This window comes from Nonomuraea sp. NPDC001636, assembly GCF_040298265.1.
Taxonomy (GTDB): domain Bacteria; phylum Actinomycetota; class Actinomycetes; order Streptosporangiales; family Streptosporangiaceae; genus Nonomuraea.
Genome location: NZ_JBEOZT010000032.1, coordinates 1 through 26,151, shown reverse-complemented (window position 1 = coordinate 26,151; position 26,151 = coordinate 1). Strand labels below are relative to the sequence as shown.

General features: G+C 72.7%; 26 protein-coding genes. 15 read left to right on the top strand and 11 right to left on the bottom strand.

Annotated features, from left to right (window positions below; genetic code table 11):
• Window positions 1-36: 36 nt before the first annotated feature.
• From ABT158_RS42035 to yczE, 3 genes are all read right to left on the bottom strand, one after another.
• On the bottom strand, window positions 37-1,206 hold the full coding sequence (locus ABT158_RS42035; protein ID WP_352363443.1) for an NAD(P)/FAD-dependent oxidoreductase: 1,170 nt from the start codon (window positions 1,204-1,206) through the stop codon (window positions 37-39).
• Window positions 1,207-1,296: 90 nt separating this feature from the next.
• Complete coding sequence (locus tag ABT158_RS42030; protein ID WP_352363441.1) at window positions 1,297-3,057, bottom strand: glycoside hydrolase family 15 protein; 1,761 nt, start codon at window positions 3,055-3,057, stop codon at window positions 1,297-1,299.
• A gap of 76 nt (window positions 3,058-3,133) precedes the next feature.
• A complete protein-coding gene (gene yczE, locus ABT158_RS42025) occupies window positions 3,134-3,736 on the bottom strand; it encodes a membrane protein YczE (protein WP_352363439.1) in 603 nt (200 codons plus the stop codon).
• Window positions 3,737-3,799: 63 nt separating this feature from the next.
• On the opposite strand from yczE, the gene yczR reads away from it, so the two are divergent.
• Window positions 3,800-5,230 (top strand): MocR-like transcription factor YczR, encoded by a 1,431-nt coding sequence (yczR, locus tag ABT158_RS42020; RefSeq protein ID WP_352363437.1) that lies wholly within the window; start codon window positions 3,800-3,802, stop codon window positions 5,228-5,230.
• 28 nt (window positions 5,231-5,258) lie between these two features.
• Here yczR and ABT158_RS42015 read toward each other — a convergent pair whose 3' ends face one another.
• A complete protein-coding gene (locus ABT158_RS42015; RefSeq protein ID WP_352363435.1) occupies window positions 5,259-5,873 on the bottom strand; it encodes a trimeric intracellular cation channel family protein in 615 nt (204 codons plus the stop codon).
• An 11-nt stretch (window positions 5,874-5,884) separates the two neighbouring features.
• Window positions 5,885-7,375: a peptide MFS transporter gene (locus ABT158_RS42010; RefSeq protein ID WP_352363433.1), complete on the bottom strand. Its 1,491-nt coding sequence runs from the start codon at window positions 7,373-7,375 to the stop codon at window positions 5,885-5,887.
• Window positions 7,376-7,522: 147 nt separating this feature from the next.
• On the opposite strand from ABT158_RS42010, the gene ABT158_RS42005 reads away from it, so the two are divergent.
• From ABT158_RS42005 to ABT158_RS41995, 3 genes are all read left to right on the top strand, one after another.
• Window positions 7,523-9,367 (top strand): AMP-dependent synthetase/ligase, encoded by a 1,845-nt coding sequence (locus ABT158_RS42005; RefSeq protein WP_352363431.1) that lies wholly within the window; start codon window positions 7,523-7,525, stop codon window positions 9,365-9,367.
• An 81-nt stretch (window positions 9,368-9,448) separates the two neighbouring features.
• Complete coding sequence (locus ABT158_RS42000; protein ID WP_352363429.1) at window positions 9,449-10,570, top strand: hypothetical protein; 1,122 nt, start codon at window positions 9,449-9,451, stop codon at window positions 10,568-10,570.
• A gap of 153 nt (window positions 10,571-10,723) precedes the next feature.
• Window positions 10,724-11,224, top strand: a complete 501-nt coding sequence (locus ABT158_RS41995) for a hypothetical protein (protein ID WP_352363427.1) — start codon at window positions 10,724-10,726, stop codon at window positions 11,222-11,224.
• A 175-nt stretch (window positions 11,225-11,399) separates the two neighbouring features.
• Here the strand turns inward: ABT158_RS41995 and ABT158_RS41990 are convergent, their stop codons facing one another.
• Entirely contained in the window at window positions 11,400-12,053 is a 654-nt protein-coding gene (locus ABT158_RS41990; protein ID WP_352363425.1) for an NAD(P)-dependent oxidoreductase, read from the bottom strand.
• Between the two features lie 113 nt (window positions 12,054-12,166).
• Here ABT158_RS41990 and ABT158_RS41985 point away from each other — a divergent pair, with 113 nt between their 5' ends.
• From ABT158_RS41985 to ABT158_RS41975, 3 genes are all read left to right on the top strand, one after another.
• On the top strand, window positions 12,167-12,532 hold the full coding sequence (locus ABT158_RS41985; RefSeq protein WP_352363423.1) for a winged helix-turn-helix transcriptional regulator: 366 nt from the start codon (window positions 12,167-12,169) through the stop codon (window positions 12,530-12,532).
• Between the two features lie 142 nt (window positions 12,533-12,674).
• Window positions 12,675-13,664: a GTP 3',8-cyclase MoaA gene (moaA, locus tag ABT158_RS41980; protein ID WP_352363421.1), complete on the top strand. Its 990-nt coding sequence runs from the start codon at window positions 12,675-12,677 to the stop codon at window positions 13,662-13,664.
• 2 nt (window positions 13,665-13,666) lie between these two features.
• Entirely contained in the window at window positions 13,667-14,458 is a 792-nt protein-coding gene (locus ABT158_RS41975) for an NTP transferase domain-containing protein (protein WP_352363419.1), read from the top strand.
• A 314-nt stretch (window positions 14,459-14,772) separates the two neighbouring features.
• Here ABT158_RS41975 and ABT158_RS41970 read toward each other — a convergent pair whose 3' ends face one another.
• Window positions 14,773-15,087 (bottom strand): DUF3099 domain-containing protein, encoded by a 315-nt coding sequence (locus ABT158_RS41970; RefSeq protein ID WP_352331545.1) that lies wholly within the window; start codon window positions 15,085-15,087, stop codon window positions 14,773-14,775.
• Between the two features lie 99 nt (window positions 15,088-15,186).
• On the opposite strand from ABT158_RS41970, the gene ABT158_RS41965 reads away from it, so the two are divergent.
• Window positions 15,187-15,399, top strand: coding sequence for a dodecin (locus tag ABT158_RS41965; protein ID WP_125642491.1), 213 nt, complete (start codon window positions 15,187-15,189; stop codon window positions 15,397-15,399).
• A gap of 193 nt (window positions 15,400-15,592) precedes the next feature.
• Here the strand turns inward: ABT158_RS41965 and ABT158_RS41960 are convergent, their stop codons facing one another.
• Window positions 15,593-16,951 (bottom strand): metallopeptidase TldD-related protein, encoded by a 1,359-nt coding sequence (locus ABT158_RS41960; RefSeq protein WP_352363557.1) that lies wholly within the window; start codon window positions 16,949-16,951, stop codon window positions 15,593-15,595.
• A 14-nt stretch (window positions 16,952-16,965) separates the two neighbouring features.
• Window positions 16,966-18,459: a TldD/PmbA family protein gene (locus tag ABT158_RS41955; protein WP_352327883.1), complete on the bottom strand. Its 1,494-nt coding sequence runs from the start codon at window positions 18,457-18,459 to the stop codon at window positions 16,966-16,968.
• 77 nt (window positions 18,460-18,536) lie between these two features.
• On the opposite strand from ABT158_RS41955, the gene ABT158_RS41950 reads away from it, so the two are divergent.
• Both ABT158_RS41950 and fabI read left to right on the top strand, forming a co-directional pair.
• On the top strand, window positions 18,537-19,232 hold the full coding sequence (locus tag ABT158_RS41950; RefSeq protein WP_352363417.1) for a beta-ketoacyl-ACP reductase: 696 nt from the start codon (window positions 18,537-18,539) through the stop codon (window positions 19,230-19,232).
• A gap of 1 nt (window position 19,233) precedes the next feature.
• Entirely contained in the window at window positions 19,234-19,998 is a 765-nt protein-coding gene (gene fabI / locus ABT158_RS41945) for an enoyl-ACP reductase FabI (RefSeq protein ID WP_352327881.1), read from the top strand.
• Window positions 19,999-20,005: 7 nt separating this feature from the next.
• On the opposite strand, the gene ABT158_RS41940 is transcribed toward fabI, so the two are convergent.
• On the bottom strand, window positions 20,006-20,872 hold the full coding sequence (locus ABT158_RS41940; RefSeq protein WP_352363415.1) for a hypothetical protein: 867 nt from the start codon (window positions 20,870-20,872) through the stop codon (window positions 20,006-20,008).
• 127 nt (window positions 20,873-20,999) lie between these two features.
• Window positions 21,000-21,947, bottom strand: coding sequence for an aldo/keto reductase (locus ABT158_RS41935; protein ID WP_352363413.1), 948 nt, complete (start codon window positions 21,945-21,947; stop codon window positions 21,000-21,002).
• A gap of 146 nt (window positions 21,948-22,093) precedes the next feature.
• Here ABT158_RS41935 and ABT158_RS41930 point away from each other — a divergent pair, with 146 nt between their 5' ends.
• From ABT158_RS41930 to mshC, 5 genes are read left to right on the top strand one after another with little or no spacing between them, the layout of a single operon-like run.
• Window positions 22,094-22,780 carry a histidine phosphatase family protein gene (locus tag ABT158_RS41930; protein ID WP_352363411.1) on the top strand — a complete coding sequence of 229 codons (687 nt, stop codon included), beginning with the start codon at window positions 22,094-22,096 and terminating at the stop codon, window positions 22,778-22,780.
• A 9-nt stretch (window positions 22,781-22,789) separates the two neighbouring features.
• A complete protein-coding gene (locus ABT158_RS41925; RefSeq protein WP_352363409.1) occupies window positions 22,790-23,338 on the top strand; it encodes a DUF3090 domain-containing protein in 549 nt (182 codons plus the stop codon).
• Window positions 23,335-24,099, top strand: coding sequence for an SCO1664 family protein (locus ABT158_RS41920; protein ID WP_352327876.1), 765 nt, complete (start codon window positions 23,335-23,337; stop codon window positions 24,097-24,099). Before ABT158_RS41925 ends, ABT158_RS41920 begins: the two co-directional genes overlap by 4 nt.
• 31 nt (window positions 24,100-24,130) lie before the next feature.
• Entirely contained in the window at window positions 24,131-24,787 is a 657-nt protein-coding gene (locus ABT158_RS41915) for an NRDE family protein (RefSeq protein ID WP_352363407.1), read from the top strand.
• The gene (gene mshC / locus ABT158_RS41910) at window positions 24,784-26,001 is read left to right on the top strand and encodes a cysteine--1-D-myo-inosityl 2-amino-2-deoxy-alpha-D-glucopyranoside ligase (protein ID WP_352363405.1); all 1,218 of its coding nucleotides are present in this window, start codon (window positions 24,784-24,786) and stop codon (window positions 25,999-26,001) included. Before ABT158_RS41915 ends, mshC begins: the two co-directional genes overlap by 4 nt.
• Window positions 26,002-26,151: the final 150 nt, after the last annotated feature.

Here is a 26,151-nt window from a genome sequence, read left to right as displayed (position 1 = left end):
GAGCCGACGGCGCCGCCCTGACGGCCTGGCCCTGGGTCAACCGCGGTGGGGCAGGCGTGCCGCGCCGCGCAGCCAGCGCAGGCCCACCGCCAGGGCCAGCGGCGCGGGCACCGTCCCGGCCCCGAGCCCGACCTCCACCAGCAGGTCGAACACCTCCTTGCGGCGCGCGGCGGTCGCGATGGCCGCGTCGATGAACCCCGGCGACTGCGCCAGCCGGGCCAGCACGTCGGTCGTGCGCAGGTGCCGGCCCAGCGCGCCGCGCAGCTTGGCCCGGTACCGCGCCAGCGGGTCGCCCGCCGCCGCACCTGCCGCTTCGACCACCGCCTCGGCCGCCAGCCGTCCCGACAGCAGCGCGTAGTAGATGCCCTCGCCGGTCAGCGGGTTGATCAGCCCCGCCGCGTCCCCGGCGAGCAGCACCCGCCCGGCGCCCGGTGCGGGCCGCCCGGTCGACAGCGGCAGGTGATGGGCGCGCAGGTCGCGCGCGGGCCGGTCGGGCAGCAGCTCGGCCAGCCTGCCGTGCAGCACCTGGCGGCCCGGCGCCCCCGCCGTCCGCAGCCGGGGCAGCAGCATGCCGAACCCGACGTTCGCGGTGCCGTCGCCGATCGGGAAGGACCACGCGTAGGCCGGCCAGCCCGCCCGCTGCATCGCGATGAGCTGCACGTCGTCGGCCTCGGGCACGTCGGCGTAGCCGCGCACGGCCAGGGCGGTGTGCCGCTCGCCCGCCGCGGGGAGGCCGATCAGCCGGCGCACCGCCGAGTAGGCCCCGTCGGCCGCCACCACCGCGCGGGCCCGCAGCCGCCCGTCCAGGACGACCCAGGCCCCGTCGTGGGCCAGCTCCCTGACGCGGTGGCGGCGCACCTCGACGCCCCTGGCCCCGGCCGCCGCCACCAGCCGCGCGTCGAACACCCGGCGCGGCACCACGTGGTTGGGCCGGGCCGCCTCGGCCGAGACGCGCAGCCCGCCCGGCGAGACCACGGTCAGCCGGGGCGTGGGCCGGTAGTCGTCGATGAGGTCCGGCAGGCCCAGCCGGGCCAGCTCGTCGCGGCCGTGCGCGGCGATGCCGTCGCCGCACGGTTTGTCGCGGGGGAAGCCGGCCCGGTCGAGCAGGACCACGCGCAGGTCCGGCCGCAGCTGCACGGCCCGCAGCGCCGCCGCCGAGCCCGCCGGTCCCGCGCCCACGACCGCCAGGTCCCATTCCTCACCCATGCGAGGTCTTGTCCCACCCGGCGCGGCGGGGGAAACCCGTTCCCGCCGGTGTCCCGGCCGGCGTGGTGTGGGAAACCCGTTCCCGCCGGGTCAGGCCCGTGACAGGGCGCGGGCGGCGTGGATCAGGGGCACGTGGCTGAACGCCTGCGGGAAGTTGCCAACCAGGCGCCCGTAGCGCGGGTCGTACTCCTCGGCCAGCAGCCCGACGTCGTTGCGCAGCTCCAGCAGGCGTTCGAACAGCTCCCGCGCCTCCTCCTTGCGGCCCTGCATCGCCATCACCTCCACCAGCCAGAAGCTGCACGCCAGGAACGCGCCCTCACCGCCGGGCAGGCCGTCGACGTCGTTGTCGGCGGCCAGCGGATAGCGCAGGACGAACCCGTCGGACATGAGCTCCTTCTCGATCGCCGCCACCGTGCCGGTCACGCGGGGGTCGTCGGGCGGCAGGAAGCCCACGACCGGGATCATCAGCAGCGACGCGTCCAGCTCCGACGACCCGTACGACTGGGTGAAGGTGTTGCGGTGGGGGTCGAAGCCCTTGTCGCAGATCTCGGCGTGGATCGTGTCGCGCAGCGCCCGCCACCTGTCGGCCGGGCCGGTGCGGCCGAAGCTCTCGACGTACTTGACGGCCCGGTCGAGGGCGACCCAGCACATCACCTTGGAGTGCACGAAGTGCCGGCGCGGGCCGCGCACCTCCCACAGGCCCTCGTCGGGCTCGTCCCAGTGCTCCTCCACGTAGTCGAGGAGCTGGCGCTGGATCGACCAGGCGCGCTCGTCGGCGGCCAGGCCGCGGGTGCGGGAGACGTACAGGCAGTTCATCACCTCGCCGTAGACGTCGAGCTGGAGCTGCTGGACCGCCTCGTTGCCGATGCGGACCGGGCGGGAGCCCTCGTAGCCGTCCAGCCAGTCGAGGCGCAGCTCGGGCAGACGGCGCTCGCCGGCGACGCCGTACATGATCTGCAGGTCCTGGGGACGCCCGGCGATGGTGCGCAGCAGCCAGGACCGCCAGTCGGCGGCCTCGTCGAGGTAGCCGGAGCTGATCAGCGCGTCGAGCGTCATCGTGGCGTCGCGCAGCCAGCAGAACCGGTAGTCCCAGTTGCGCACGCCGCCGATGTCCTCGGGCAGGGACGTGGTGGGCGCGGCCACGATGCCGCCGGTCGGCGCGTACGTCAGCCCCTTCAGCGTGATCAGCGACCGGGTCACCGCCTCCCGGTAGGGGCCCTGGTAGGCGCACTTGCCGACCCACTCGGTCCACATGGTCTCGGTCTCGGCGAGCTGCTCCTCGGCGTCGATGCGCGGCGGCATCGGCTCGTGGGAGGGGTGCCAGGTGAACACGAACGGCAGCCGGTCGCCCGCGTTGACGGTGAACGTGGCCCGGTGGGCGTAGTCGCCGCCCTTGAGCGGGACGGGGGAGTGCAGCCACACCGAGTCGGGGCCGCCGACGGCCTGCAGGTGGCCGTTCGTCCGGCGCACCCACGGCACGATGCGCCCGTAGTCGAAGCGCACGCGCAGCTGGGTGGAGACCTCGACGCTGCCCGAGACCCCCTCGACGATGCGCACGACGTCGGGGTTCCGGTCGCGCGGCGGCATGAAGTCGATCACCCGGACCGTGCCGGTCGGGGTGTCCCACTCGCTCTCCAGGATGAGCGTGTCGGGCCGGTACCGGCGCCGGGTGGCCGGCCGCCGGGCCGCCGGCCCCAGCCACCAGTGGCCGTTGCGCTCGCTGCCGAGCAGGGCCGCGAAGCACGAGGGGGAGTCGAACCTGGGCAGGCAGAGCCAGTCGATGGAACCGTCCCTCGCCACCAGTGCGGCCGACTGCATGTCTCCGATCAGCGCGTAGTCCTCAATCCGCATGCCGAAGACGCTACTCGCGCGCGGGCGATCCCGCGCCGGGGCGGGCCTGTCGCGTCAGGACAGGCCCGGCGCGGGATCACGACAAGGGGAACCAGCGGGTGAACAGCTGGGTCAGCGGGCCGATGGCGAGGGCGAAGACCAGCGTCCCGACGCCGACGCTGCCGCCGAGCAGCCAGCCCACGGCCAGGACGGTGAGCTCGATGAGGAAGCGGGCCAGCCGGACGGACAGTCCGAGCCGCATCAGGCCGGTCATGACGCCGTCGCGCGGCCCCGGGCCCATGCCCGCCCCGATGTAGAGCACGGTGGCCAGCGCGATCGCGACCACGCCGAGCGCCACGTACAGCGCCTGGACGACCAGGTGGGACGGCGTGGGCAGCAGCAGGATCGCCGCGTCGGCGAACAGGCCGAGGAACACCACGTTGCTGATCGTGCCGAGGCCGGGCCGCTGGCGCAGCGGGATCCACAGCAGCATCACCAGGGCGCCGACGCCGATGATGACGGTGCCGATGGACACGTCCAGCCGCAGGGCCAGGCCCTGGTGGAAGACGTCCCAGGGGTCGTTGCCGAGGCCCGACTCCACCTGCAGCCCGATGCCGGCGCCGTACAGGGCCAGGCCGCCGTAGAGGCGCAGGAGGCGGGAGGGGAGGGAACTCAGGCGGGGGACGGTTGCTTCGCTCATGATGGCCCTATGGTGGCAGGCCACCTGCTTGCCAAAACAGGGCCAATCGTGGAAAGTGGCCTTATGAGGCATTTGTCGGCTGTGCAGGTCGCCCGCCTGGTCGACATCGATCCGGCCGCGCGGCCGTACTACCGCGCCCTGGCCGACGGCGTGCGGGCGCTCATCATGGACGGCCAGATCCCCGTACGCGTGCGCATGCCCGCGGAACGCCACCTGGCCGAGACCCTGGGCGTCAGCCGCACCACCGTCACCTCCGCCTACGACCTGCTGCGCGAGCGCGGCTACCTGGACAGCAGGCAGGGCTCGGGAAGCTGGACCACCCTGCCCGACCCGGCCACCACCCGCGAGAACCCCTGGCTGTCCACCGGCGACGACGGCCTGATCCAGCTCCACTGCGCCGCCCCGCCCGCGCCGTCCGCGCTGCGCGAGGCCATGGCCGAGGCCCTGGACGACCTGCCCAGGTACGGCATGGGCAACGGCTACGACCCCATGGGCCTGCCGGTCCTGCGCGAGCGCGTCGCCGCCCGCTACACCGAGCGCGGCCTGGCCACCCGGCCGGACCAGATCGTCGTCACCACCGGCTCCCAGCACGCCATCCAGCTCGTGGCCGGGCTGCTGGTCGGCCCCGGCGACCCCGTCATGGTCGAGTCGCCGACCTACCCGCACGCCATCGACGTGGCCCGCCAGCACGGCGCCCGGATCGTGCCCTTCGGCATCTCGCACGAGGGCTGGCAGCCCGACCTGATGGCCGCCACGATGCGGCAGTCGGCCGCCCGCCTGGCCTACCTCATGCCCGACTTCCACAACCCCACCGGCGCCCTCATGGACGACGCCACCCGCGCCGCCGTCGCCGGCGCGGCCCGCCGCAACGACGTCATCCTGCTGGTCGACGAGACCTGGAGCGAGCTGGCCCTGGACGACGTGCCGCGCACCGCGCCGATGGCCGCCTTCGACACCGACAGCCGGGTGATCAGCATCGGGTCGGCGTCCAAGCTGTGGTGGGGCGGCCTGCGCATCGGCTGGATCCGCACCACGGACGCCCTGGCCCGCCGGCTGGCCCGGCACCGCGCGGTCGTCGACATCTCCAGCCCGGTCATGGAGCAGCTGGTCACCGCCCGCCTGTTCGAGCGGATGGCGCAGACCCGCGCAGAACGCCTGCGCGGCCTGCGCGCCTCGCGGGACGCGCTGACCGCCGCGCTGGCCCGGCACCTGCCGGAGTGGACGTACACGCTGCCGCGCGGCGGCGGCACGCTGTGGGTGCGGCTCAACGGCGACACCTCCACCACGCTCGCCGACGCCGCCGTCTCCCACGGCGTGCGCCTGGCTCCCGGGCCCTGGTTCGGCCTGGAAGGCACCCTGGAGGGCTACCTGCGCCTGCCGTTCACCCTGCCGCCCGAGACGGTGGCCGACGCCGTCGCCTGCATCGCCCGCGCCCGCGTCGAGGGCCCCATCGGCGCCCGCCGCCACCCCGACTCGCTCGTGCCGATGGTGTGAGCGGCCCGCCCGTGCGTGGTGCGGGTGGTCAGGAGTGCTCCTCGGCGCCCTTGGCCAGGGGCGCCCGCCAGTTGCGGCGCATCGCGGTGATACGCAGGCCGAAGGCCAGCAGCGCGGCGGCGAGCGTGGCCGGCCAGCCGTGCAGCCCGGCCGTGGACAGGCCCGCCATCACGGCCGAGCCCAGCAGGGCGGGCACCGCGTAGAGCTGGCGGTCGTACAGCAGCGTGGGGATCTCGCCGGCCAGCACGTCGCGGATCACGCCGCCGCCGACGGCCGTCGTGACGCCGAGGATGGTGGCGTGCAGCGGGCTGAGGCCGTACTCCAGGGCCTTCTCGGTGCCGACGGCCGCGAACAGGCCGAGGCCGGCCGCGTCGAGCACGAGGATGACCGGCATCACGCGGGCCACGTGCGGATGCCAGAAGAAGACGATCACGGTGGCGGCCACCGGCACCAGCACGTAGCCCAGGCTCTGGAAGGCGGCCGGGCGCACGTTGAGAATGAGATCGCGGACCAGGCCGCCGCCGAGCGCGGTCATCTCGGCCAGGACGCCCATCCCGACCACGTCGAGCCGCTTGCGCACACCCATGAGCGCACCGGTCAGTGCGAAGACAAAAATACCGACAAGGTCGAGAATTTCAGACACGATGGATGTTTTTACCGGATCGGCGGCATGGCCGCCGCATGGTAGTGCTCGGCCATGAGCACCCGCAGTTTCCGCGTGAACAGGAACATCGCCACCCCGGCCGCGATCGCCATGATCGCCAGGACCAGGTAGTACATCGGGTCGGACAGGTAACGGGTGAGCCGCCCCGTCTGGCCGCCGACCGCGTCGCCCACCGACACCGCGATGAACCAGATCCCCAGCATCTGCCCCTTGAACGCCTCCGGCGCCAGCTTCGTCGTGACCGACAGCCCGACCGGGCTCAGCGACAGCTCGCCGAACACCTGGATCAGGTAGACCAGCACCAGCCACCACACCGACACCCGCCCGCCGGTCGCCAGCCCGGCGGCGATCGCCATCACCACGAAGCTCAGCCCCACCATGACCAGCGCGAACCCGAACTTCTGCGGCGTGCTCACCCGCACCCCGAGCTTCACCCACAACGCCGCGAACACCGGCACGAAGATCATGATGAACAGCGGGTTGAACGACTGCGTCGTCGCCGCCTGGATCGGCACCCCGAACAGCTCCAGCCGGGTGTGGTCGGCGGCGAAGAACAGCAGCTTGCTCGGCGCCAGATCGTAGATCATCCAGAAGATCGCCGCCGCGACGAACAGCCAGATGTAGGCCTTCATCCGGCTGCGCTCCTCGTCGGTGAGGCTGTGGCTGCCCAGCAGGATGTAGGCGAAGTAGACCACCGGCACGATCAGGATGACGATCGTGATCGCCAGCGCCAGGCGGTCGATGGTGAGCGTGCCCGTGGCCGCCCACGCGCCGAGCGCCACGGCGGTCACCGCCACGCCCGCCCCGGCCACCCGGCCGAACCGGCGGCGCTCGGGCGGCGTCAGCCGGACGCCGGGACGCTCCCCGACGCCGCGCAGGTTCCGGCCGCCCCAGACGTACTGCAGCAGGCCGAGGGCCATGCCGACGGCGGCGGCGCTGAAGCCCAGGTGCCAGCGGTCGCCGTCGGCCAGCCAGCCGACGACGAGGGGCGCGAAGAAGGCGCCCAGGTTGATGCCCAGGTAGAACAGGGAGAAGCCGGCGTCGCGGCGGCCGTCCTCGTCCTCGCCGTACAGGCGGCCGACCATGACCGAGATGTTCGGCTTGAGCAGGCCCGTGCCGCTGATGATGAGCAGCAGCCCCAGCCAGACGAAGAACGACGTCGTCACCGGGATCGCCATGCTGATGTGGCCCAGCATGATGACGAACCCGCCCCAGAACACCGACCTGCGCGCCCCCAGCACGCGGTCGGCGATCCAGCCGCCGGGCAGCGCCACCAGGTAGATCAGCGCCCCGTAGACGCCGACCACCGCCTGCGCGGTCTCCTGCGACATGCCGAGGCCCTTGTGGGCGGGCGAGGCCGCCATGAACGTGGCCAGGATCGCCCGCAGGCCGTACCAGCTGAAGCGCTCCCACATCTCCGTGGAGAACAGGGTCGCCAGCCCCCACGGATGCCCGAAGAAGGTCCTTCCGGCCTTGCTCATGCCCGCCCCCCGAGACACGTACGGCACCTGGACGATCACTCTACGTGACCGCCCCGACTGTTTCCCGCCTGGGTCTTGCCGCTGTCCAGAGGGTGTGGTGCGATGCATGCCACCTGTGCAAGTGATTACTGACTGGAGGCGGGTGCCATGGCCGAAGTCCTCGACGTACGGGCCGACATCGAGCGGAAGATCGCCGGCCGCACGGTCTGCGAACAGCTCAGGCAGGTGGCCGCCCGGCACCCCGACGCACCCGCGTACTCCGACCCCGAAGGCCCCGGCGGCTGGACGACGTTGACCTACGGCCAGGCGCGGCGGCGCATCCTGGAGATCGCGGCCGCCTTCGCCGCCCTCGGCTTGCGACGCGGCGAATCAGTCGCGATCATGATGGTCAACCGCAGCGAGCACGTGCTGGCCGACCTCGGCGCCGTGCACGCCGGCGGCGTGGGCTGCACGGTCTACTCCACCTTCGCGCCCGACCAGATCGCGTTCGTGGCCGCCGACGTGGGCGCCCGCTTCGCCGTGCTGGGCGGCCCCGCCGAGCTGGCCCGCTGGCAGCCGGTGCTCGACCGGCTCGACGGCCTGCGCCGGATCATCATGCTCGACGGCGCCCCCGACGACGAGCGCTTCCTGTCCTGGACCGACTTCCTCGACCTGGGCCGCGCCCGCCTGGCCGAGGACGAGGAAGCCGTCGAGGCCCGCGCCCGCGAGGTGGCCGCCGACGACGTCGTCACCGTGCTCTACACCTCGGGCACCACCGGCATGCCCAAGGGCGTGCCGCTCACCCACACCAACGTCTTCTACGAGGCCGCCGCCACCGACCGCATCACCTCGCTGCCGACGCACGGCACCCAGATCTCCTACCTCACCTACGCCCACATCGCCGAGCGCATCCTCAGCCTCTACCTCCCGCTGGTCAAGATGTCGCACGTGCACTTCTGCACCGACCTGGCCAACCTCGGCGCCACCCTCGGCCAGGTCAGGCCGATGATGTTCTTCGGCGTGCCGCGCGTGTGGGAGAAGATGATGGCCCGGCTGCTGGCCGTGCTCGCCACCCAGCCGCCCGAGCAGCAGGCCGCCGTACGCGAGGCCATGGCGGCCGGCGCCGCCTACGTCGAGGCCGGCCAGTACGGCGGCACGGTCACCCCCGAGATCCAGGCCGCCTACGACCATGCCGACGCGGCCCTGCTGTCGGTCGTCCGCGGCATGATCGGCTTCGACCGCGCCGAGTGGACCGCGACCGGCGCCGCCCCCCTGCCCGCCGAGGTCCAGCACTTCTACGCCGGCCTCGGCCTCAAGGTCATCGACGTCTACGGCATGACCGAGACCACCGGCGCCTTCACCGGCAACAGCCCCTCCTGCTACCGCCTGGGCACCGTCGGCAGGGCCGAGCCCGGCGTCGAGGTCCGCATCGCCGAGGACGGCGAGATCCTCACCCGCAGCCCGCTCAACACCGGCGGCTACCTCAACCGCCCCGAGGCCACCGCCGAGCTGCTCGACGCCGACGGCTGGCTGCACACCGGCGACATCGGCACGGTCGACGACGACGGCTTCTACCGCGTCGTCGACCGCAAGAAGGAGCTCATCATCACCGCCGGCGGCGAGAACGTCTCGCCCGCCGAGATCGAGAACCACCTCAAGGAGCACCTGCTCATCGGCCAGGCCCTCGCCTACGGCGACAACCGCCCGCACCCGGTGGCCGTCCTGACCCTCGACGGCGAGACCGCGCCGGGCTGGGCGCAGGCCCGCGGCATCGGCTTCACCTCCCTGGCCGAGCTGGCCGAGCACCCCGACGTCCTCAAGGAGGTCGCGGCCGCCGTCGAGGCCGCCAACGCCAAGCTGGCCAGGGTGCAGCAGGTCAAGCGGTGGGCGCTGCTCGGCACCGAGTGGACCGCCGAGACCGAGGAGCTCACCCCGAGCCTGAAGCTGAAGCGGCGCGTCATCCACGCCAAGTACGCCGACGTCATCGAGTCCCTCTACGGCGAGGCGCGCTGACCCGCGGCCCCCGTCGGCTTTGCCATAAGGGGTGCGTGTCGCGGTCCCGGTCATGACCGGGCGGTTCCTAGCGTCTCGCTCATGACCAGAAGCCTCCTTCTCGTCTCGCTCGCGGCGGGGTCGCTCACGGCGCCCGTGCCTGCGTATCCCGCCGCGACCGAGCTCGCCATCCGCGCCATCACCGTACGGCCCGCGAACCCGGTCGTGGGGGCCCACGACTCGGTGAGCCTGGTGATCGACGTGATCGCGCGGGGCGCGCGCGGCAAGAACGGCGTCACCGTCAAGGTGGAGCCCGGCGCCCCGCCCGGCCCGCTGCTGTCGGCCAAGCCCCCGGTCGAGGACGCCTCCGACCTCCCGCCCGCCGCCGAACCCGGCCTCCAGCCTCCGGCCCTTCCCGGGCCGCCGTCCCCCTCCTCGTCCTGGACGCCCGGGACGTCGTCGGCGCCCGCCGAGTCCACCGAGTCCGCCGGACCAGCCGAGTCCGCGGGGCCCTCTGGATCTTCGGCGGCGCCGGTCGGCCCGGCCGGTGCCGCGCCCGGGAGCGCGTACGCGAACCCGGCTTCCGGCGGCCCGGTCGAGGGGCTGCGAGCCCTGATGCCGCTGCCCCTGACGGTCGCCGCCCAGCCCGTCGCCGCCCAGCCCGTCGGCGCCCAGCCCGGGATCGACCTGCAGAAGGCCCCGTCCACCGGCGCGCTGCCGCCCCGGCTGGTGTGGCGCCAGGGGGCGACCCCGCCGGCCCGGATGGCGGCCGACTGGCAGACCTGGCGTTTCCTGCCCGACAAGAAGCTGAACCGCTTCTACCCGACCGGCACCTGGACGATCAGCGCGACCGCCAGGGACGCCGACGGCGCCACGGTCACCGAATACGCCTCCTTCGAGCTCAGGAGGGCGACCAGGTTGTCGTCCGTCCGGGTGGAGAGGTCGCCGAAGTCGGCCGCCGGCGTGCGCCTGCGCGGCTCGCTGACCAGGATCGACCCGCGCGGGTTCACCGACTTCGGGCCGTACGCCAAGCAGCGGCTGCGGCTCCAGTGGCGCGGGGAGGGCTCGCCGGCCTGGGAGGACGTGGCCGAGACGACGACCGACGCGGCCGGGGCCTTCGTGCAGACGGTGCCGCCCAGGAGAGGCGGCCTGTGGCGCGTGCACTTCCCGGGAAACCCCCACTACGCGCCATACACCACTAAACCCCGACAAATCGCCAGTTAGCGTAATAAAACACGCACAAAAATCCGACGGGGTATTTGTCGTTATCCAATTGTGATGTGTCGTATCGCAACTTTTCTTTACCCTTCAGCGTCATTAGGCGTTGACGTGTCCCGTCCCTGGGGCGCGTCCGAGACGGGGAAGGATTTGTTTTTCATGATGCGACGTCTAGCCGCCGGACTGGCCGCGGCCGCTCTGGGCGCCACGGTGGTGGCCACCGCCGCCGCCGCGCCCGCCCTGGCGGACACGGACCCCGATCCCGACTTCGCGGGCGGGAGCACGAGCCTCCAGCTCGACGTCAACCCCGAGCCGGCGCGGCGCGGCACGGCCCTCGACATCCAGGGCAAGCTGTCGGTGTCCTGCGACGAGGACTACATCAGCGGGTTCGTCGCGGTGCACCACGCCGACTACTGCAAGGACAGCGAGCGCTGGCACCGCCTGGCGTGGAAGCGGGTCGCGATCCTCTTCCAGGCCGACGGCAGCGACAAGTGGGACTACGTCGAGTCGGTGCGCACGAACCGGGACGGCTTCTTCCGTACCAGCGAGCGGGCCTACACCTCGGGCACCTGGCGTGCCGTCTTCGAGGGCTCCCGGTACCTGGCCCCCTCCGAGGGCAAGGACTGGGTGAAGGTCTACGGCGGCGGCCACCGCCACTAGCGGCACCGGCGGAAGCCCGGCCTCACGGCCGGGCTTCCGGCATGTCCGGCCCCGTCCGGAGCCTCTCCCGAGGCTTTCCGGGCCGTTCCCCGGGCCGTTCCCCGGGCCCGTTCGCGGGCCGTTCGCGGGCCTGTTCCGAGCGTCTTCCGAGCCGTTCCCGGGCCGGGCGTCGCCGTCAGTAGCCCACGGCGACCTGCACCCGGTGGTGCCGCGGGTCCTCGATCTCGGCCACCACCGCCGCCGCCAGATCGGCGTAGGAGAACACCGGCCCGCCCTCCTCGGCGGCCATGACCTGCTCCCCGCCGAACCGGTGCCGCCCGCTGCGCTCCGCCCGGTCGTCGAGCACGACCGGCGGCGGCGCGATCACCACCCAGTCCAGCGCCCCGCCCTCCGCGCGGAACACCTCCAGCTCGGCGGCGTGCCCGAGGGAGAACGTCCGGGCGTCCTCGGGGAAGCCGGGGGTGTCCACCAGCCGCGTGCCCGGCGCGACCTCCAGCAGGGTGCCGATGCCCAGCGCCACCAGCCGGGGCACGCCCGCCGCGGCCAGCCCGCCGGTCAGCGCCCGCGCCGCCGCCGTGTAGAACTCCGCGGACGGCACGTCCAGCCGGGCGCTCGCCTGCACCGCCACGTCGTGCCCCGCCGCGACCGCCGCCACGCTCTCCCGGTCGGTCACGTCACCGGCGACCACCCGCACGCCGTCGCCGGACGGCCCCGCGTACCGCGCCGGGTCGCGCACCACGGCGGTCACCTCGTGCCCCCGCTCCAGGGCCTGCCCGGCCACCCGCGCGCCGGCCCGTCCGCCCGCGCCGAAAACCACGATCCTGCTCATCGTCCACCACTCCGTCCGGCGGCCGGCACACCCGGCCGCGCCCGGCAGACGGTAGACGCCCGATGGTCACTTCCCGCAACGATAGTGAGCCCCCGCCGCCTAGCATGGACGGCATGGCCGAACCCCTTGACCCCGACATGTTCGCCGCCTGTGTCCACGTCGCCCCCGTCCGCGTCGGCGACAAGTGGACCGCCAAGATCATCCGCTGTCTGGAGCAGGGCCCGAGGCGCTTCACCGAGCTGCAGGTCCCGCTGCGCGGCATCACCCCGAAGGTCCTCACCGAGTCCCTGCGCGCCATGGAACGCGACGGCCTGCTCACCCGCACGGCCTACGCCGAGATCCCGCCCCGCGTCGAGTACGCGCTGACCCCCCTCGGCCGCAGTCTGCTCGCGCCCATGGCGGCCGGCTGCGAGTGGTCCAGGCAGCACCTGTCGGAGCTCATCGACGCCCGCGAGTCCTGGCACGCCGCCCACCCCTGACGGTCCCGTCCCGGCGGCCCCCGGAATCGATCACCGGCGCGGCGCGTTGCCTGCCGGGGAGAGGCGGTTTTGAGCGCCGCGCGACACCCGTCGTAGTCTGGCTCTCTGGCTCTCTGGTGAAACGGACAGGAGGTGACGCCCCATGTTGCGAGACTCGTTCGGACGGGTGGCCACGGATCTGCGGGTGTCCCTCACGGACAAGTGCAACCTGCGCTGCACGTACTGCATGCCGCCCGAAGGGCTCGACTGGCTGCCCAACGCCCAGCTGCTGACGGCCGACGAGATCGTCCGGCTGGTGCGCGTCGGCGTCGAGCGGCTGGGCATCACCGAGGTGCGCTACACCGGCGGCGAGCCGCTGCTGCGGCGCGAGCTGGTCGACATCGTCGCCCGCACCACCGCCCTCGACCCGCGTCCCCAGGTGCTGCTGACCACCAACGGCATCGGCCTGGCCCGGGTGGCCGAGCCGCTGGCGCGGGCCGGCCTCGACCGGGTCAACGTCTCACTCGACACGCTCGACCCGGCCACGTTCAAGCAGCTCGCCCACCGCGACCGGCACGCCGACGTCATCGCGGGGCTGGCCGCCGCCGACGCGGCGGGCCTGCGCCCGGTCAAGGTCAACGCGGTGCTCATGCGCGGCGTCAACGACCACGAGGCCGTGCCGCTGCTGCGCTTCTGCCTGGAGCGCGGCTACGAGCTGCGCTTCATCGAGCAGATGCCGCTCGACGCCCAGCACGGCTGGACCCGCGAAGGCATGATCACCGCCGACGAGATCCTCGAACGCCTCTCGGCCGCCTTCGACCTGACCCCCGACGACCTGGAGCGGCGCGGCAGCGCCCCGGCCGAGCGGTTCCTGGTCGGCGGCGGCCCGGCCCGGGTCGGCGTGATCGGCTCGGTGACGCGCCCGTTCTGCGGCGCCTGCGACCGGGTCCGGCTCACCGCCGACGGCCAGGTGCGCAACTGCCTGTTCGCCACCGAGGAGTCCGATCTCAAGACCGCCATGCGCGCGGGCGCCTCCGACGACGACCTGGCCGCCCGCTGGGTCGCCGCCGTCGCCCGCAAGCGCGCCGGGCACGGCATCGACGACCCGTCCTTCCTCCAGCCGGCCAGGCCGATGTCGGCCATCGGCGGCTGACGATGCCGTTCGACGCGGTGATCCTGGCCGGGGGAGCGGCCCGCCGCCTGGGCGGCGCCGACAAGCCCGGCCTGGCCGTCGGCGGCCGTCCGCTGGTCGAGCGGGTGGTCGCGGCGGCGTCCTGCGCGCGCCGCACGGTCGTCGTCGGGCCGCCCCGGAAGCTGCCCGGGGTCGTGTTCACGCGGGAGGACCCGCCGGGCGGCGGGCCCGTCCCCGCGCTGGCCGCCGGGCTGCGCGAGGTCGAGGCGCCGTGGCTGGTGCTGCTCGCCGGCGACCTGCCGTTCCTGACGGCCGCGCACGTGCGGGAGCTGCTGGCGGCGGCCCGTCCCGGCGCGGGGGCGGTCATGGTCGACGACGACGGCCGCGAGCAGTGGCTCGTCGGCGCCTGGCCGGTGCCGGAGCTGCGGGCGGCGCTCACCGCCTACCCAGGGCGTTCCCTCAAGGGCCTGCTCGGCCCCCTGACCGGAACGCGGCTGGCCTCGCCGGGCCGGCCGTGGTTCGACTGCGACACGATGGACGACCTGAAGGAGGCTCGCATGAACGTACTCGCCGAGTGGACGGCGCTGGTGTGCAGGGAGCTGGGCGTCGACCCCGCCCGGGTGGACCGCGACCTGGTCCTCGACCTGACCAAGGAGGTCGCCCACGGGGTGGCCAGGCCCGCCGCGCCGCTCACCGCCTACCTGCTCGGGCTGGCCCAGGGTGCGGGCAGCGCCCCTGAGGACGCCGTGGCCAGACTGGTCACATTGGCGAAGAACTGGGAGCAGGCGACCACCGAGACGCTGACTGACGGCTGACACTCGAACGAACTCTTGAAGTCAAGCCGGCCGCTTCCTCCAGATTTCCTGAGAATTACGAGGAGGAGGGCGGTGTAAACGATTTCGGGAAAGCGGTCCTATCGGACTCCGGCCGGCGCGGGGGACTGATCGTCCAATGCAAAGGGTTGGCCAGGAAAAGGGCGACGCCGGGTGGTTACGGGGGCAAACCACCCGGCGTCGCTTCATCGGCGTTCCGACGGGGGCCCGGAACGCCGGCACCAGCACTCCGACGGGGGACCGGAGCGCTTGCCTAAAGCGTACACCTACAACCCATGGGATGCGTCAAGACTTAGTCACGACCCGATCTCGCGTCGATGCAGCGGTATCTCGGTTTGGTTAGCCTCGGGGGACTGAAAGTCGGGCGGCGGCGCGCCCTCGCTGCGCTCATTGGCCCCGATTACGGCAATGTATGGCAAAAACACTGCCCCGGCGATGAACAGCAGCCGGTAGGGCCACGGCACCGGCACCACGACCGCCAGGATCAGGCAGATCGTCCGGATGCCCATCTTGATCAGGTAGGCGACCTCACGCTTGCGGATGTCCGCCGTCAGCGAGGGTCTGGCGTCGGTGACCTGGTGGACGTCCGGCTTCTTGCGCCACCCCTTCATACCTTCCACGGTAGACCTCGTACGGGCAGGGCGCGACGGCGCGGCCGGGCGATGAGGAGGGTCATGCGATCATGGCCTTCGAGTAAGGAGGATGGGGAGATGACGGATCGAACGTATCGGGTCACTGAGATAGTCGGCACGTCGGGGGAGAGCCTTGACCAGGCCATCCGCAACGGCCTCCAGCGGGCCTCGCAGACCCTGCGCCACCTGGACTGGTTCGAGGTCACCGAGATCCGCGGCCACCTCGACGGAGGCGAGATCGCGCACTACCAGGTGGGCATGAAGGTGGGCTTCCGCCTGGAGGACTCCTGACCGTCCCCGGACGGCCCGGGGCCGGCGCCCCGGCACACTGACACCCGTTCCCTGCCCCGGCCCGCCCTGCGGCCCGCTGGGGCCCGGACGGCGGCCGGCACGACGACGCCCGCCGCCCCGCTCGATCGCGGGACGGCGGGCGCGCGCGGCCGTGAGGTACGGCCCTGCGGTACGGCTCTGGTGTACGGCCGGGTCAGCTCGCCTGGCTGACCGTCGACATGTTGAAGTCCGGCACCCGCAGCGGCGGCATCACCGTGCGCTGGAAGTAGTCGTTCCACTCGCGGGGCAGCGTGCGCTCGGCCGCCCCCACCTCCGTGACGCGCCCGAGCAGGTCGACCGGGCTCTCGTTGAACCGGAAGTTGTTCACCTCGCCGACGACCTCGCCGTGCTCCACCAGGTAGACGCCGTCGCGGGTGAGGCCCGTGACCAGCAGCGTCTGCGGATCGACCGCGCGGATGTACCACAGGCAGGTGACGAGCAGCCCGCGCCGGGTGGAGGCGATCATCTCCGCCAGCGACCGGGCGCCCTCCGCCGGGCCGGACATGATCAGGTTGTCGACGCCGGGCGTCACCGGCAGCCCGCTCAGCTCGGCCGAGTAGCGCGTCTGGAGCAGCGACTCCAGCCGGCCGTCCCTGATCCAGTCGGTGGAGGCCAGCGGCAGGCCGTTGTCGAACACCGAGCTGTCGCGGCTGGAGGCGTGCGCGGTGACGAACGGCGCGCACGAGATGCCCGCGGCCCGGGGATCGCTGGACAGCGTGATCGGCAGCGTGGCGAGCTGCTCGCCCACCCGCGTGCCGCCGCCCGGCCCGGAGAACACCGAGCGGCCGTCGAGCGCGTCCCTGGCGCCCGAGGACCAGTACAGGTAGATCATCAGGTCGGCCACCGCGCTCGGCGGCAGCAGCGTCTCGTAGCGGCCCGCGGGCAGGTCGACCCGGGTCTTGGCCCACTCCAGGCGCTGGGCCAGCGAGGCGCCGAGCGCGGCCACGTCGACGTCGGCGAAGTCCTCGGTGAACACGCCGGTCCAGGCCGACCGCTTCAGGTCGCCGGACTTGGCGTTGAGCTCCAGGCGGCCGGTCGGCTGGTCGTGCCGCAGCCGCACGCCGGTGGAGGTGCCGAGGAAGGTGGAGGTGAGGGAGTGCTCGGCGAAGCCGTAGAGCTTCCTGTCGCCGGACTCGGCGGCCGAGAACGCCTCGCCGAGCGCGGGCGCGAACCGCTCGAACACCCCGATGTCGGTCGGCCGCACCTCGTCGTCCCAGCCGGGCGCGGCCGGGCCGCCCTCGACCAGCGGGCGGGCGTCCTCGGCGGGCCGGGCCTCGCGGGCCGCCCGGTCGGCCGCCGCGACCACGTCGGGGAGCTGGTCGGGGCGCACGGCCGAGCGCGAGACCACGCCCACGCCCTGCCCGGCCACCGAGATCACGGTCAGCCGGGACGAGCGGGCCACGCCGTTGGTGGTCAGCGTGTTGCCCGCGAAGCGCAGGTTGGCCGTGGAGCCCTCGTCCACCAGCACCACGCAGCCGTCGTTCGCGGAGAGCTCCAGAGCCCTCTCCACCATCTCCTGCGGAGTAGTCACTTGCCGCCCTCCTGCACCGTGTTGAGCACGCGCACGCCCCTGAACAGCGCCGACGGGCATCCGTGGCTGACCGGCGCGACCTGCCCCGGCTGGCCCTTGCCGCAGTTGAAGGCGCCGCCCAGCACGTACGTGCCCGGCCCGCCGACGCCGTCCATCGACTGCCAGAAATCGGTCGTGGTGGCCTGGTAGGCGAAGTCTCTGACCTGCCCGGCCAGCTTCCCGTGCGAGATCCGGTACGCCCGCTGCCCGGTGAACTGGAAGTTGTAGCGCTGCATGTCGATCGACCAGCTCTTGTCGCCCACGATGTACAGGCCGCGCTCCACGCCCGCGATCAGCTCCTCGGTGGAGGGCCCGCCGGGCGCGGCGGCCAGCGACACGTTCGCCATGCGCTGGATCGGCATGTGGCCGGGGGAGTCGGCGAACGCGCACCCGTTGGAGCGCCCGAACCCCTTCATCAGCGCCATCCGCCGGTCGAGCTGGTAGCCCACCAGCACGCCGTCCTTGACGATGTCGAAGCTCTGCCCCCGCACGCCCTCGTCGTCGTAGCCGACCGTGGCCAGGCCGTGGGTGACCGTGCGGTCGCCGGTGACGTTCATCAGCGGCGAGCCGTAGACCAGCTCGCCGAGCTGGTCGAAGGTGGCGAAGCTGGTGCCGGCGTAGGCGGCCTCGTAGCCCAGCGCGCGGTCGAGCTCGGTGGCGTGGCCGATCGACTCGTGGATCGTCAGCCACAGGTTGGACGGATCGATCACCAGGTCGTAGTCGCCCGCCTCGACCGAGGGCGCGGCCAGCTTCTCGGCCAGCAGCTCGGGCAGCCGGCCCAGCTCGGCCGGCCAGTCCCAGCCCGTGCCGGTCAGGTACTCGTAGCCGCGGCCGACCGGCGGCGCGATCGTGGACATGTCGTCGAAGCCGCCCTCGTGCGCCTTCATCGCGTTGAGCGACGGATGCACCCGCACGCGCTGCTGCGTGGTCACGGTGCCCGCGGTGTCGGCGTAGAACTTCTGCTCCTTGACCTGCAACAGCCGCGCCGAGACGTGGTCGGCGCCCTTGAGCAGCCCCGCCGACCAGTCGGCCAGCAGCCCCACCTTGTCGGCGGAGGGCACCTCGAACGGGTCGACGTCGTAGTCGGAGACCCACACCGCGTCGGCGTGCACCGGCTCCGGCGCCAGCTCGATGGGCTCCCGGTTGACCGGCGCGCTCACCTCGGCCACCCGCACCGCCTGCTCGGCCACCGCCGCGGCGGCCTGCGGGGTCAGGTGGATGCCGGCCGCGAACCCCCATGTGCCACCCTTGACGACACGGACCGCGTAGCCGAGGTCGTCGGCGTCGAGCGCGCCTTCGAGGCGGGCGTCGTACAGGCGCAGCGTCTCGGCCCTGACGCGTTCGAGCCGGAAGTCGGCGTGCTCGGCGCCGAGGTCGCGGGCGCGTTGCAGGGCCGCGTCCGCGAGCTGCCGCAGCGGCAGTTCCAGGAAATCGGGATCGATCTGGCGCATGTCCACGATCCTAACCCTGTGATCTTGTGCCACCCGGACAAGCGGATACTCGCAAGTAAGAGATAGCGTCAGATGCCATGGCACGCTCTGTACTCGTCACCGGAGGCAATCGCGGCATCGGCCTCGCGATCGCCCGTGAACTCGCCGCGGCCGGCGACGCCGTCGCGGTCACCTACCGATCGGGGGAGCCGCCGGAGGGTCTGTTCGGCGTCCGCTGCGACGTCACCAGCACGGCCGAGGTCGAGGCCGCCTTCGACAAGGTCGAGGCCGAGCAGGGGCCGGTCGAGGTCCTCGTCTCCAACGCGGGCATCACCAAGGACACCCTGCTGGCGATGATGAAGGAGGAGACCTTCACCGACGTCATCGACGCCAACCTGACCGGGGCCTACCGCGTGGCCAAGCGCGCCATCAGGCCCATGATGAAGATCAAGCGCGGCCGCATCATCCTCATCTCCTCGGTGGTCGGCCTGTCCGGCCAGGCGGGCCAGGCCAACTACGCCGCCTCCAAGGCCGGCCTGGTCGGCTTCGCCCGCTCCCTGGCCCGCGAGTACGGCTCGCGCAACATCACCGTCAACGTGGTCGCGCCCGGCTTCGTGGCCACCGACATGACGGCCGGCCTCGACCAGGAGGCCATCGTCAAGAACATCCCGCTCGGGCGGCAGGCCGCCCCCGCGGAGATCGCGCGCGTCGTCCGCTTCCTGGCCGGCGACGACGCCTCGTACATCACCGGGGCCGTGATCCCGGTCGACGGCGGACTCGGAATGGGGCACTGACGTGGGAATTCTCGAAGGCAAGCGGATCCTCGTGACCGGCGTGCTCACCGACGCCTCCATCGCCTTCTCGGTGGCCAAGCTGGCCCAGGAGGAGGGCGCCACGGTGGTGCTCACCGGGTTCGGCCGGCTGAGCCTGGTCGAGCGCATCGCCAAGCGGCTGCCCCAGACCCCGCCGGTGCTGGAGCTCGACGTCCAGGACACCGACCAGCTCGACACGCTGGCCGCCCGCGTGGGCGAGCACGTCGACGGGCTCGACGGCGTCGTGCACTCCATCGGCTTCGCGCCGCAGAGCGCCCTCGGCGGCAACTTCCTCAACACGCCGTGGGAGGACGTCGCCACCGCCCTGCAGGTCTCCACGTACTCGTTCAAGTCGCTGGCCGTGGCCTGCCTGCCGCTGATGAAGGAGGGCGGCGCGGTCGTCGGCCTCGACTTCGACGCCTCCAAGGCGTGGCCGGTCTACGACTGGATGGGCGTGGCCAAGGCCGGCCTGGAGTCGTGCAGCCGCTACCTCGCCCGCGACCTGGGCAAGCACAACATCCGGGTCAACCTGGTCTCGGCCGGGCCGCTGCGCACGATGGCCGCCAAGTCGATCCCGGGCTTCAAGGAGTTCGAGGAGAGCTGGCCCGAGCGCTCGCCGCTGGGCTGGGACCTCACCGACACCGTCCCGGCCGCCAAGGCGTGCGTGGCGCTCATGTCCGACTGGTTCCCCGCCACCACCGGCGAGATCGTGCACGTCGACGGCGGCGCGCACGCGATCGGCGGCTGAGCGCGCCTCACGCCAGGCGGTGCCTGCCGCTGCCGCCCGCCGGGGCCGGCTCGAACGGGATCGACTCGCTCGGCTCGGCCCGGTGCCGCCGCTGCTGCACGATCCGGGTGGCCAGCACCGCCGACCCCAGCAGCACGATCGTCAGCACCGTGCCCAGCACGTCGTGAGCCGGCGGGCTGGGCCGCACCACCCGCTGGTCGCGCAGCGGCACGGCCAGCTCGCGCCCGAACGGGTTGGGCCACAGCAGCTCCACCCGCGAGTCGTCGGGATCGGCGGTCGGCTCCTCGGCGGTGACCGGCCGCTCGTCGTCCAGCGTGTACGGCTGGTGCTGCGGCGGCGTGGGCGGCTGCGTCGGCAGCGGCGCGGTGGCCTCGTCGGTCTCGCGCTCGCGCGGCCGGTCGCCCCGGCTGCGTTCGGTCTCGGTCTCGGTTCCGGTTCCGGGTGAGGCCGTCGGGGTGGGGGAGGCCGTCAGCGACGGGAGCACGCCCTGGTCGTCGCAGGCCAGCACCGGCAGGCATACGTCCTTCAGCGTCTCGGGCACCAGGTCGCTGTGGCTGGGGCTGGGGGAGGGGCGGTCCGACCGGGACGGCTTGGCGGGCCTGCCGGTCGGCACGGCGTCGCCGACGGTGCCGAGCACCTCGCCGGTGGCCTTGTCGACGCCCTTGGTCACCGGGTCGGCCTTGCCGCCGGTCACCTCGTCGACCGTGCCCGTGAGCGCGCCGACGACGTCGCACAGCGTGTCGGTGACGCCCGAGAGCAGGCCGCCCTCGCCCGGGCAGCCCTGGACGGCGGCGGAAGCGGCCGGCGCCCCCACCGGGATCGCCGCCAGCGCCACCGCGAGCACCCCGGCCGAGATCGCGGTCCTGCTCCCCATCCGTCCCCTCCTGTGTCGCTTCAGGAGGAAATCCTTATGGACAAGGCCCGTCAGACGCAGGCTTTTTCCCGGTAAAGTTGCGATTCGGTATCGACTAGTGATACGCGAGTTGGATTCTCGTTCGTCGTCAGTCGAGCGAGGACACGTCATCGAGCGCCTCCCGGATCTCGATCGGGAGCACGACGTCCTCGGCCGACAGAATCCCTTTGAGCTGCGTGTGGGTGCGGGCGCCGACGATCGCCGAGGCCACCCCGGGCTGGTCGCGCACCCACGACAAGGCCACCGCCAGCGGCGAGACGCCGAGCCCGTCGGCGGCGGTGGTGACCGACTCGACCACGCTGCGGCCGCGCTCGTCGAGATAGGGCCGGACGAAGTCGGCGAAGTGCGGCGTCGCGGCGCGGGAGTCGGCCGGGATGCCGGTGCGGTACTTGCCGGTCAGCACGCCCCGGCCGAGCGGCGACCAGGCCAGCACGCCGACGTCGAGGTGGGCGGCGGCGGGCAGCAGCTCGCGCTCGGGCTCGCGGGCCAGCAACGAGTACTCGACCTGGGCCGAGGTGATCGGGATGCGGCCGGGGACCGACTTCTGGGTGACCGCGGCGGCGGCGAGCTGCCAGCCCGCGTAGTCGCACACGCCGGCGTAGACGGCCCGGCCGGAGGAGACGATCGCGTCGAGGGCGGCCAGGGTCTCCTCCAGCGGCACCTCGGCGTCGTAGGTGTGGAGCTGCCACAGGTCGACGTAGTCGAGGCCGAGCCGGTTGAGCGACTCGTCGACGGCGGCGATCAGGTGGCGCCTGGAGGCGTCGCGCGGCCGGCGGCCGGTCGGGGTGACCACGGCCTTGGTGGAGATCACCAGCTCCGAGCGCGGCACGGAGTCGCGCAGCATGCGGCCGAGCAGCCGCTCGGAGTCGCCCCCGGTGTAGACGTCGGCGGTGTCGACGAGGGTGCCGCCCGCGTCGACGAACGAACGGAGCTGGGCGGCCGCCTCCTCCGGGTCGGTGTCACGGCCCCAGGTCATCGTGCCGAGCCCCAGCCGGGACACCGACAGGCCGCTGCGGCCGACATAGCGCTGCTCCATGATCCCGCCAGGTTACCAAGAACGGGCTCGCCCGCCAGTCCGCCGCTCCAATGTCCTGCCTGGTGAGGAGCGTGGCGGCGGGTGGATGCGAAGTTTTCTCGCAGGTGCGTGAAACATGGTGATCCGCGCCTGCGACACTTGCTGGTGTGACCACCCTTCTGCTGGCCCGCCACGGGCTGACCGACCTCACCGGGCCGGTGCTGGCCGGGCGCACCCCGGGGGTGCACCTGAGCGAGGCCGGGCGGGCGCAGGCCGAGGCGCTGGCCGGCCGCATCGCCGGGGTCCGGCTCGACGCCGTCGTCTCCAGCCCGCTGGAACGCTGCCGCGAGACCGCCGAGGCCGTCGCCAAGGGCCGCGGGGCGGACGTGGTCCTCGACGAGCGGCTGATCGAGTGCGGCTACGGCACCTGGACGGGCCGCCCGCTCAAGGAGCTCGCGCGGGAGCCGCTCTGGCAGACCGTGCAGGCGCATCCGAGTGCGGTGACATTTCCGGAAGGGGAGTCGCTGGCCGATATGCAACATCGGGCGGTCGCCGCGGTCCGGGAGTGGAATCGACGCCTCGGGTTGAAGGGTGTCTACCTGGCGTGCACCCACGGAGACGTCATCAAGGCGATCGTGGCGGACGCTCTGGGGCTGCACCTCGATCATTTTCAGCGGATAACAGCCGATCCTGCGGCCCTCACCGTGATTCGCTATGCCCCCTTGCGTCCCTTTGTTCTCAGGATTAACGATATGGGGGAATTGCGGTTGCCCGAGGATTCGGAGGAGAAAGACGGGGGAGAAAACATCACCGGGAGCGATGCCGCCGTCGGCGGTGGACCCGGGACCACGTAAGGTCAGGCTATGCCGGTCTTCGACTACGACCCACCGGAGAGGTTCGTCGCCGGCGCCCTGGGGCAGCCGGGCGCGCGGGTCTTTTTTCTGCAGGCCAGGGCCGAGGGCAGACTGACCACCGTGGCGCTGGAGAAGCTGCAGGTGGCTGCGCTCGCGGGCAGGCTCGACGAGCTGCTCGACGAGGTTCTGCGGCTCAGCGGGGGCACCGCGCACGTGCCCGCGCTGGCTCCGGCCGACCTGGCCGACGACGCCCCCCTCGACGTGCCGGTCGCGGAGGACTTCCGGGTCGGCACCATGGCGCTGGCCTGGGACGACGACAAGTCCCAGGTGGTGATCGAGGCGCAGGAGGTCATCGACGAGGAGGACCTCGACGGCCCCGACCCCGCCGTGCTGCGGGTGCGGATCAGCGCCGGCGCCGCCCGTGCCTTCACCCGCAGGGCGCTCCAGATCGTGGCGGCGGGCCGGCCTCCCTGCCCCCTGTGCGGGCAGCCGCTCGACGCCGAAGGCCATGTCTGCGTCCGACTCAACGGCTACCGCGGGGGTGAGGCGGCTTCATGACCGCTCCTGAGAGCGAACCGGCCGTCAAGCCGCCGCAAGGTCCGATCATGCAGGAGGAGGAGGCGCTCACGCTGCTGCGCGACGGGCGCCTGGAGGTGGCCGGCCGCCTGGTCGAGGCCACCAACATGACCCTCTACTGCTCGATCAAGCTGGGCGGCCGCAGCGCCGCCTGCGTCTACAAGCCCGTCCGCGGCGAGCGCCCCCTGTGGGACTTCCCCGACGGCACCCTCGCCGCCCGCGAGGTGGCCGCCTACGAGGTCTCCCAGGCGACCGGCTGGCGCATCGTGCCGCCGACCGTCTACCGCGAGGGCCCGTTCGGGCCCGGCATGTGCCAGCTGTGGATCGACACCGAGCGCGAGATCGACCTGATGCGGCTGGTCAAGAGCCGCAACCCGGTGGTGCGCCGGATGGCGGTGTTCGACGCGGTGGTCAACAACGCCGACCGCAAGGGCGGTCACCTGCTGCCGCTGCCCACCGGGCACGTCTACGGCGTCGACCACGGCGTCTGCTTCTCGGTCGAGGACAAACTGCGTACCGTGCTGTGGCAGTGGCGGGGCAAGCCGCTGGCGCGCGAGGCGGTGGCGGTGCTGGCCAAGCTGGAGCGCGACCTGGAGTCGGGCTCGCTGGGGCGGCGGCTGCGCGAGCTGCTCACGCTGGCCGAGGTGGAGGCCACCTGGCGGCGGGTCAGGCGGCTGCTGGACACCGGCGTGCATCCGTACCCGTCGGAAGGGTGGCCGGCCGTTCCCTGGCCCCCTATCTGAGGACTGGCGGGGGTTTTATACCCTTTGCCGCATGTGCACGCTGATCGTGAGAACCGGGGAGCCGCTGACCCTCATGGGCGTGCGGGACGAGCTCGCCGACCGCCCCTGGGAGGCGCCCGGGGAGCACTGGCCCGAGCATCCCGGGGTGATCGGCGGCCGTGACCTCAAGGGCGGCGGCACCTGGATGGCCGTCTCCCCGTCCGCCCGCCGCGCCGCCGCCCTCCTCAACGGCCACGGCAGGCAGGCCCCCGAGACCACCAGGGTCTCCCGCGGCGACCTGGCCCTGATCGCGGTGTCCACGGGCGACGTCCCGGACGTCGACCTGACCCGCTACGACCCCTTCCACCTCGTGCTCGCCGACCTGTCCGGCGTGCGGCTGTTCAGCTGGGACGGTGACCGCCTCACCGCCTCCGCCCTGCCCGAGGGCACCAGCATGGTCGTCAACACCGGCCTCGACCCGGACGCCGGCCGCGTACGGGCCCACCTGCCGCGCTTCGCGAGCGCGCCCGACTGGGCGGAGCTGATCACCGGCGCGCACTCCGACCGGCCGGACGCCCTCCTGGTGCGCAACACCCTGCCCGACGGCCGCGTCTACGCCTCGCTGTCGGTGATGCGGGTCACCCTGGCGCAGCACGACACCGCCTACGAGTTCACGGACCTTACGGCACGGATAGGCTCAAAGGCATGAGATCGTGGTCTGCCCAGAACATCCCCAAGCTCCCAGGTGAGAGCATTCCGCTGCGTCTCTACGACACGACGACGAGGCAGGTGCGGCAGACCGATCCCGGCCCCACCGCCCGGATGTACGTCTGCGGGATCACCCCCTACGACGCCACCCACCTCGGCCATGCCAACACCTACCACGCCTTCGACCTGGTGGGCCGGATGTGGCGGGACGCCGGGCACGAGGTCCACTACACCCAGAACGCCACCGACGTGGACGACCCGCTGCTGGAGCGGGCCGCCCAGACCGGCATCGACTGGCAGGAACTGGCCGAGCGCGAGATCGAGCTGTTCCGCACCGACATGGAGGCCCTGCGCATCCTGCCGCCGCGCGAGTACGTCGGCGTCACCGAGGTCGTGGGCCACGTCGCCGACCTGATCACCGAGCTGGCCGCCAAGGGCTGCACCTACGACCTCGACGGCGACGTCTACTTCAAGGTGGCCGACGCCCCCAAGTTCGGCCAGGTGTCGGGCTACGACGAGGCCGAGATGCTGGCCCTGTCCGCCGAGCGCGGCGGCGACCCCGACCGGCCCGGCAAGCGGCACCCGCTCGACTGGCTGCTGTGGCGGGCCGAGCGGCCCGGCGAGCCGGCCTGGGAGTCGAGCCTGGGCCGGGGGCGTCCCGGCTGGCACATCGAGTGCACCGCGATCGCGCTGCGCAACCTGGGCCCCGGCTACGACGTGGCGGGCGGCGGGTCCGACCTGATCTTCCCGCACCACGAGTGCGGCGCCTCCGAGGGGCACGCGGCGACGGGGGAGTGGCCGTTCGCCAAGTTCTACACGCACGCGGGCATGGTGGCGCTCGACGGCGAGAAGATGTCGAAGTCCAAGGGCAACCTGGTCTTCGTCAGCCGGCTGCGGCAGCAGCACGACCCGATGGCCGTGCGGCTCGTCCTGCTGGCCCACCACTACCGGGAGGACTGGGAGTACACGCCCGGCCAGCTCGCCGCCGCCGAGCGCCGGCTCGCGCTGTGGCGCTCGGCCGTCGCCCTGCAGGGCGTGCCGCGCGCGGAGGAGCTGCTGGCCGAGGTCCGCGAGCGGATGGCCGACGATCTCGACTCGCCGGGCGCGCTGGCCGCGATCGACGCCTGGGCCGAGCGGGCGCTGGCCGAGGGCGGGCCGCAGCAGCCCGGCCTGGTCAAGGACCTGACCGACGCCCTGCTCGGCATCGCCCTCTGACCGGCCGCTTTCTGCACGACCGCTTTCTGCACGACGGCCGGCCGCTGATCACCAGTCCGCGCACACCGGCCGGCATGGTCGTGGGGGGGGGGGGGGGGGGGGGACGGGCCCCCCCGCCCCGAGCGCCCACTAGCCCAGCGCGCCGACACG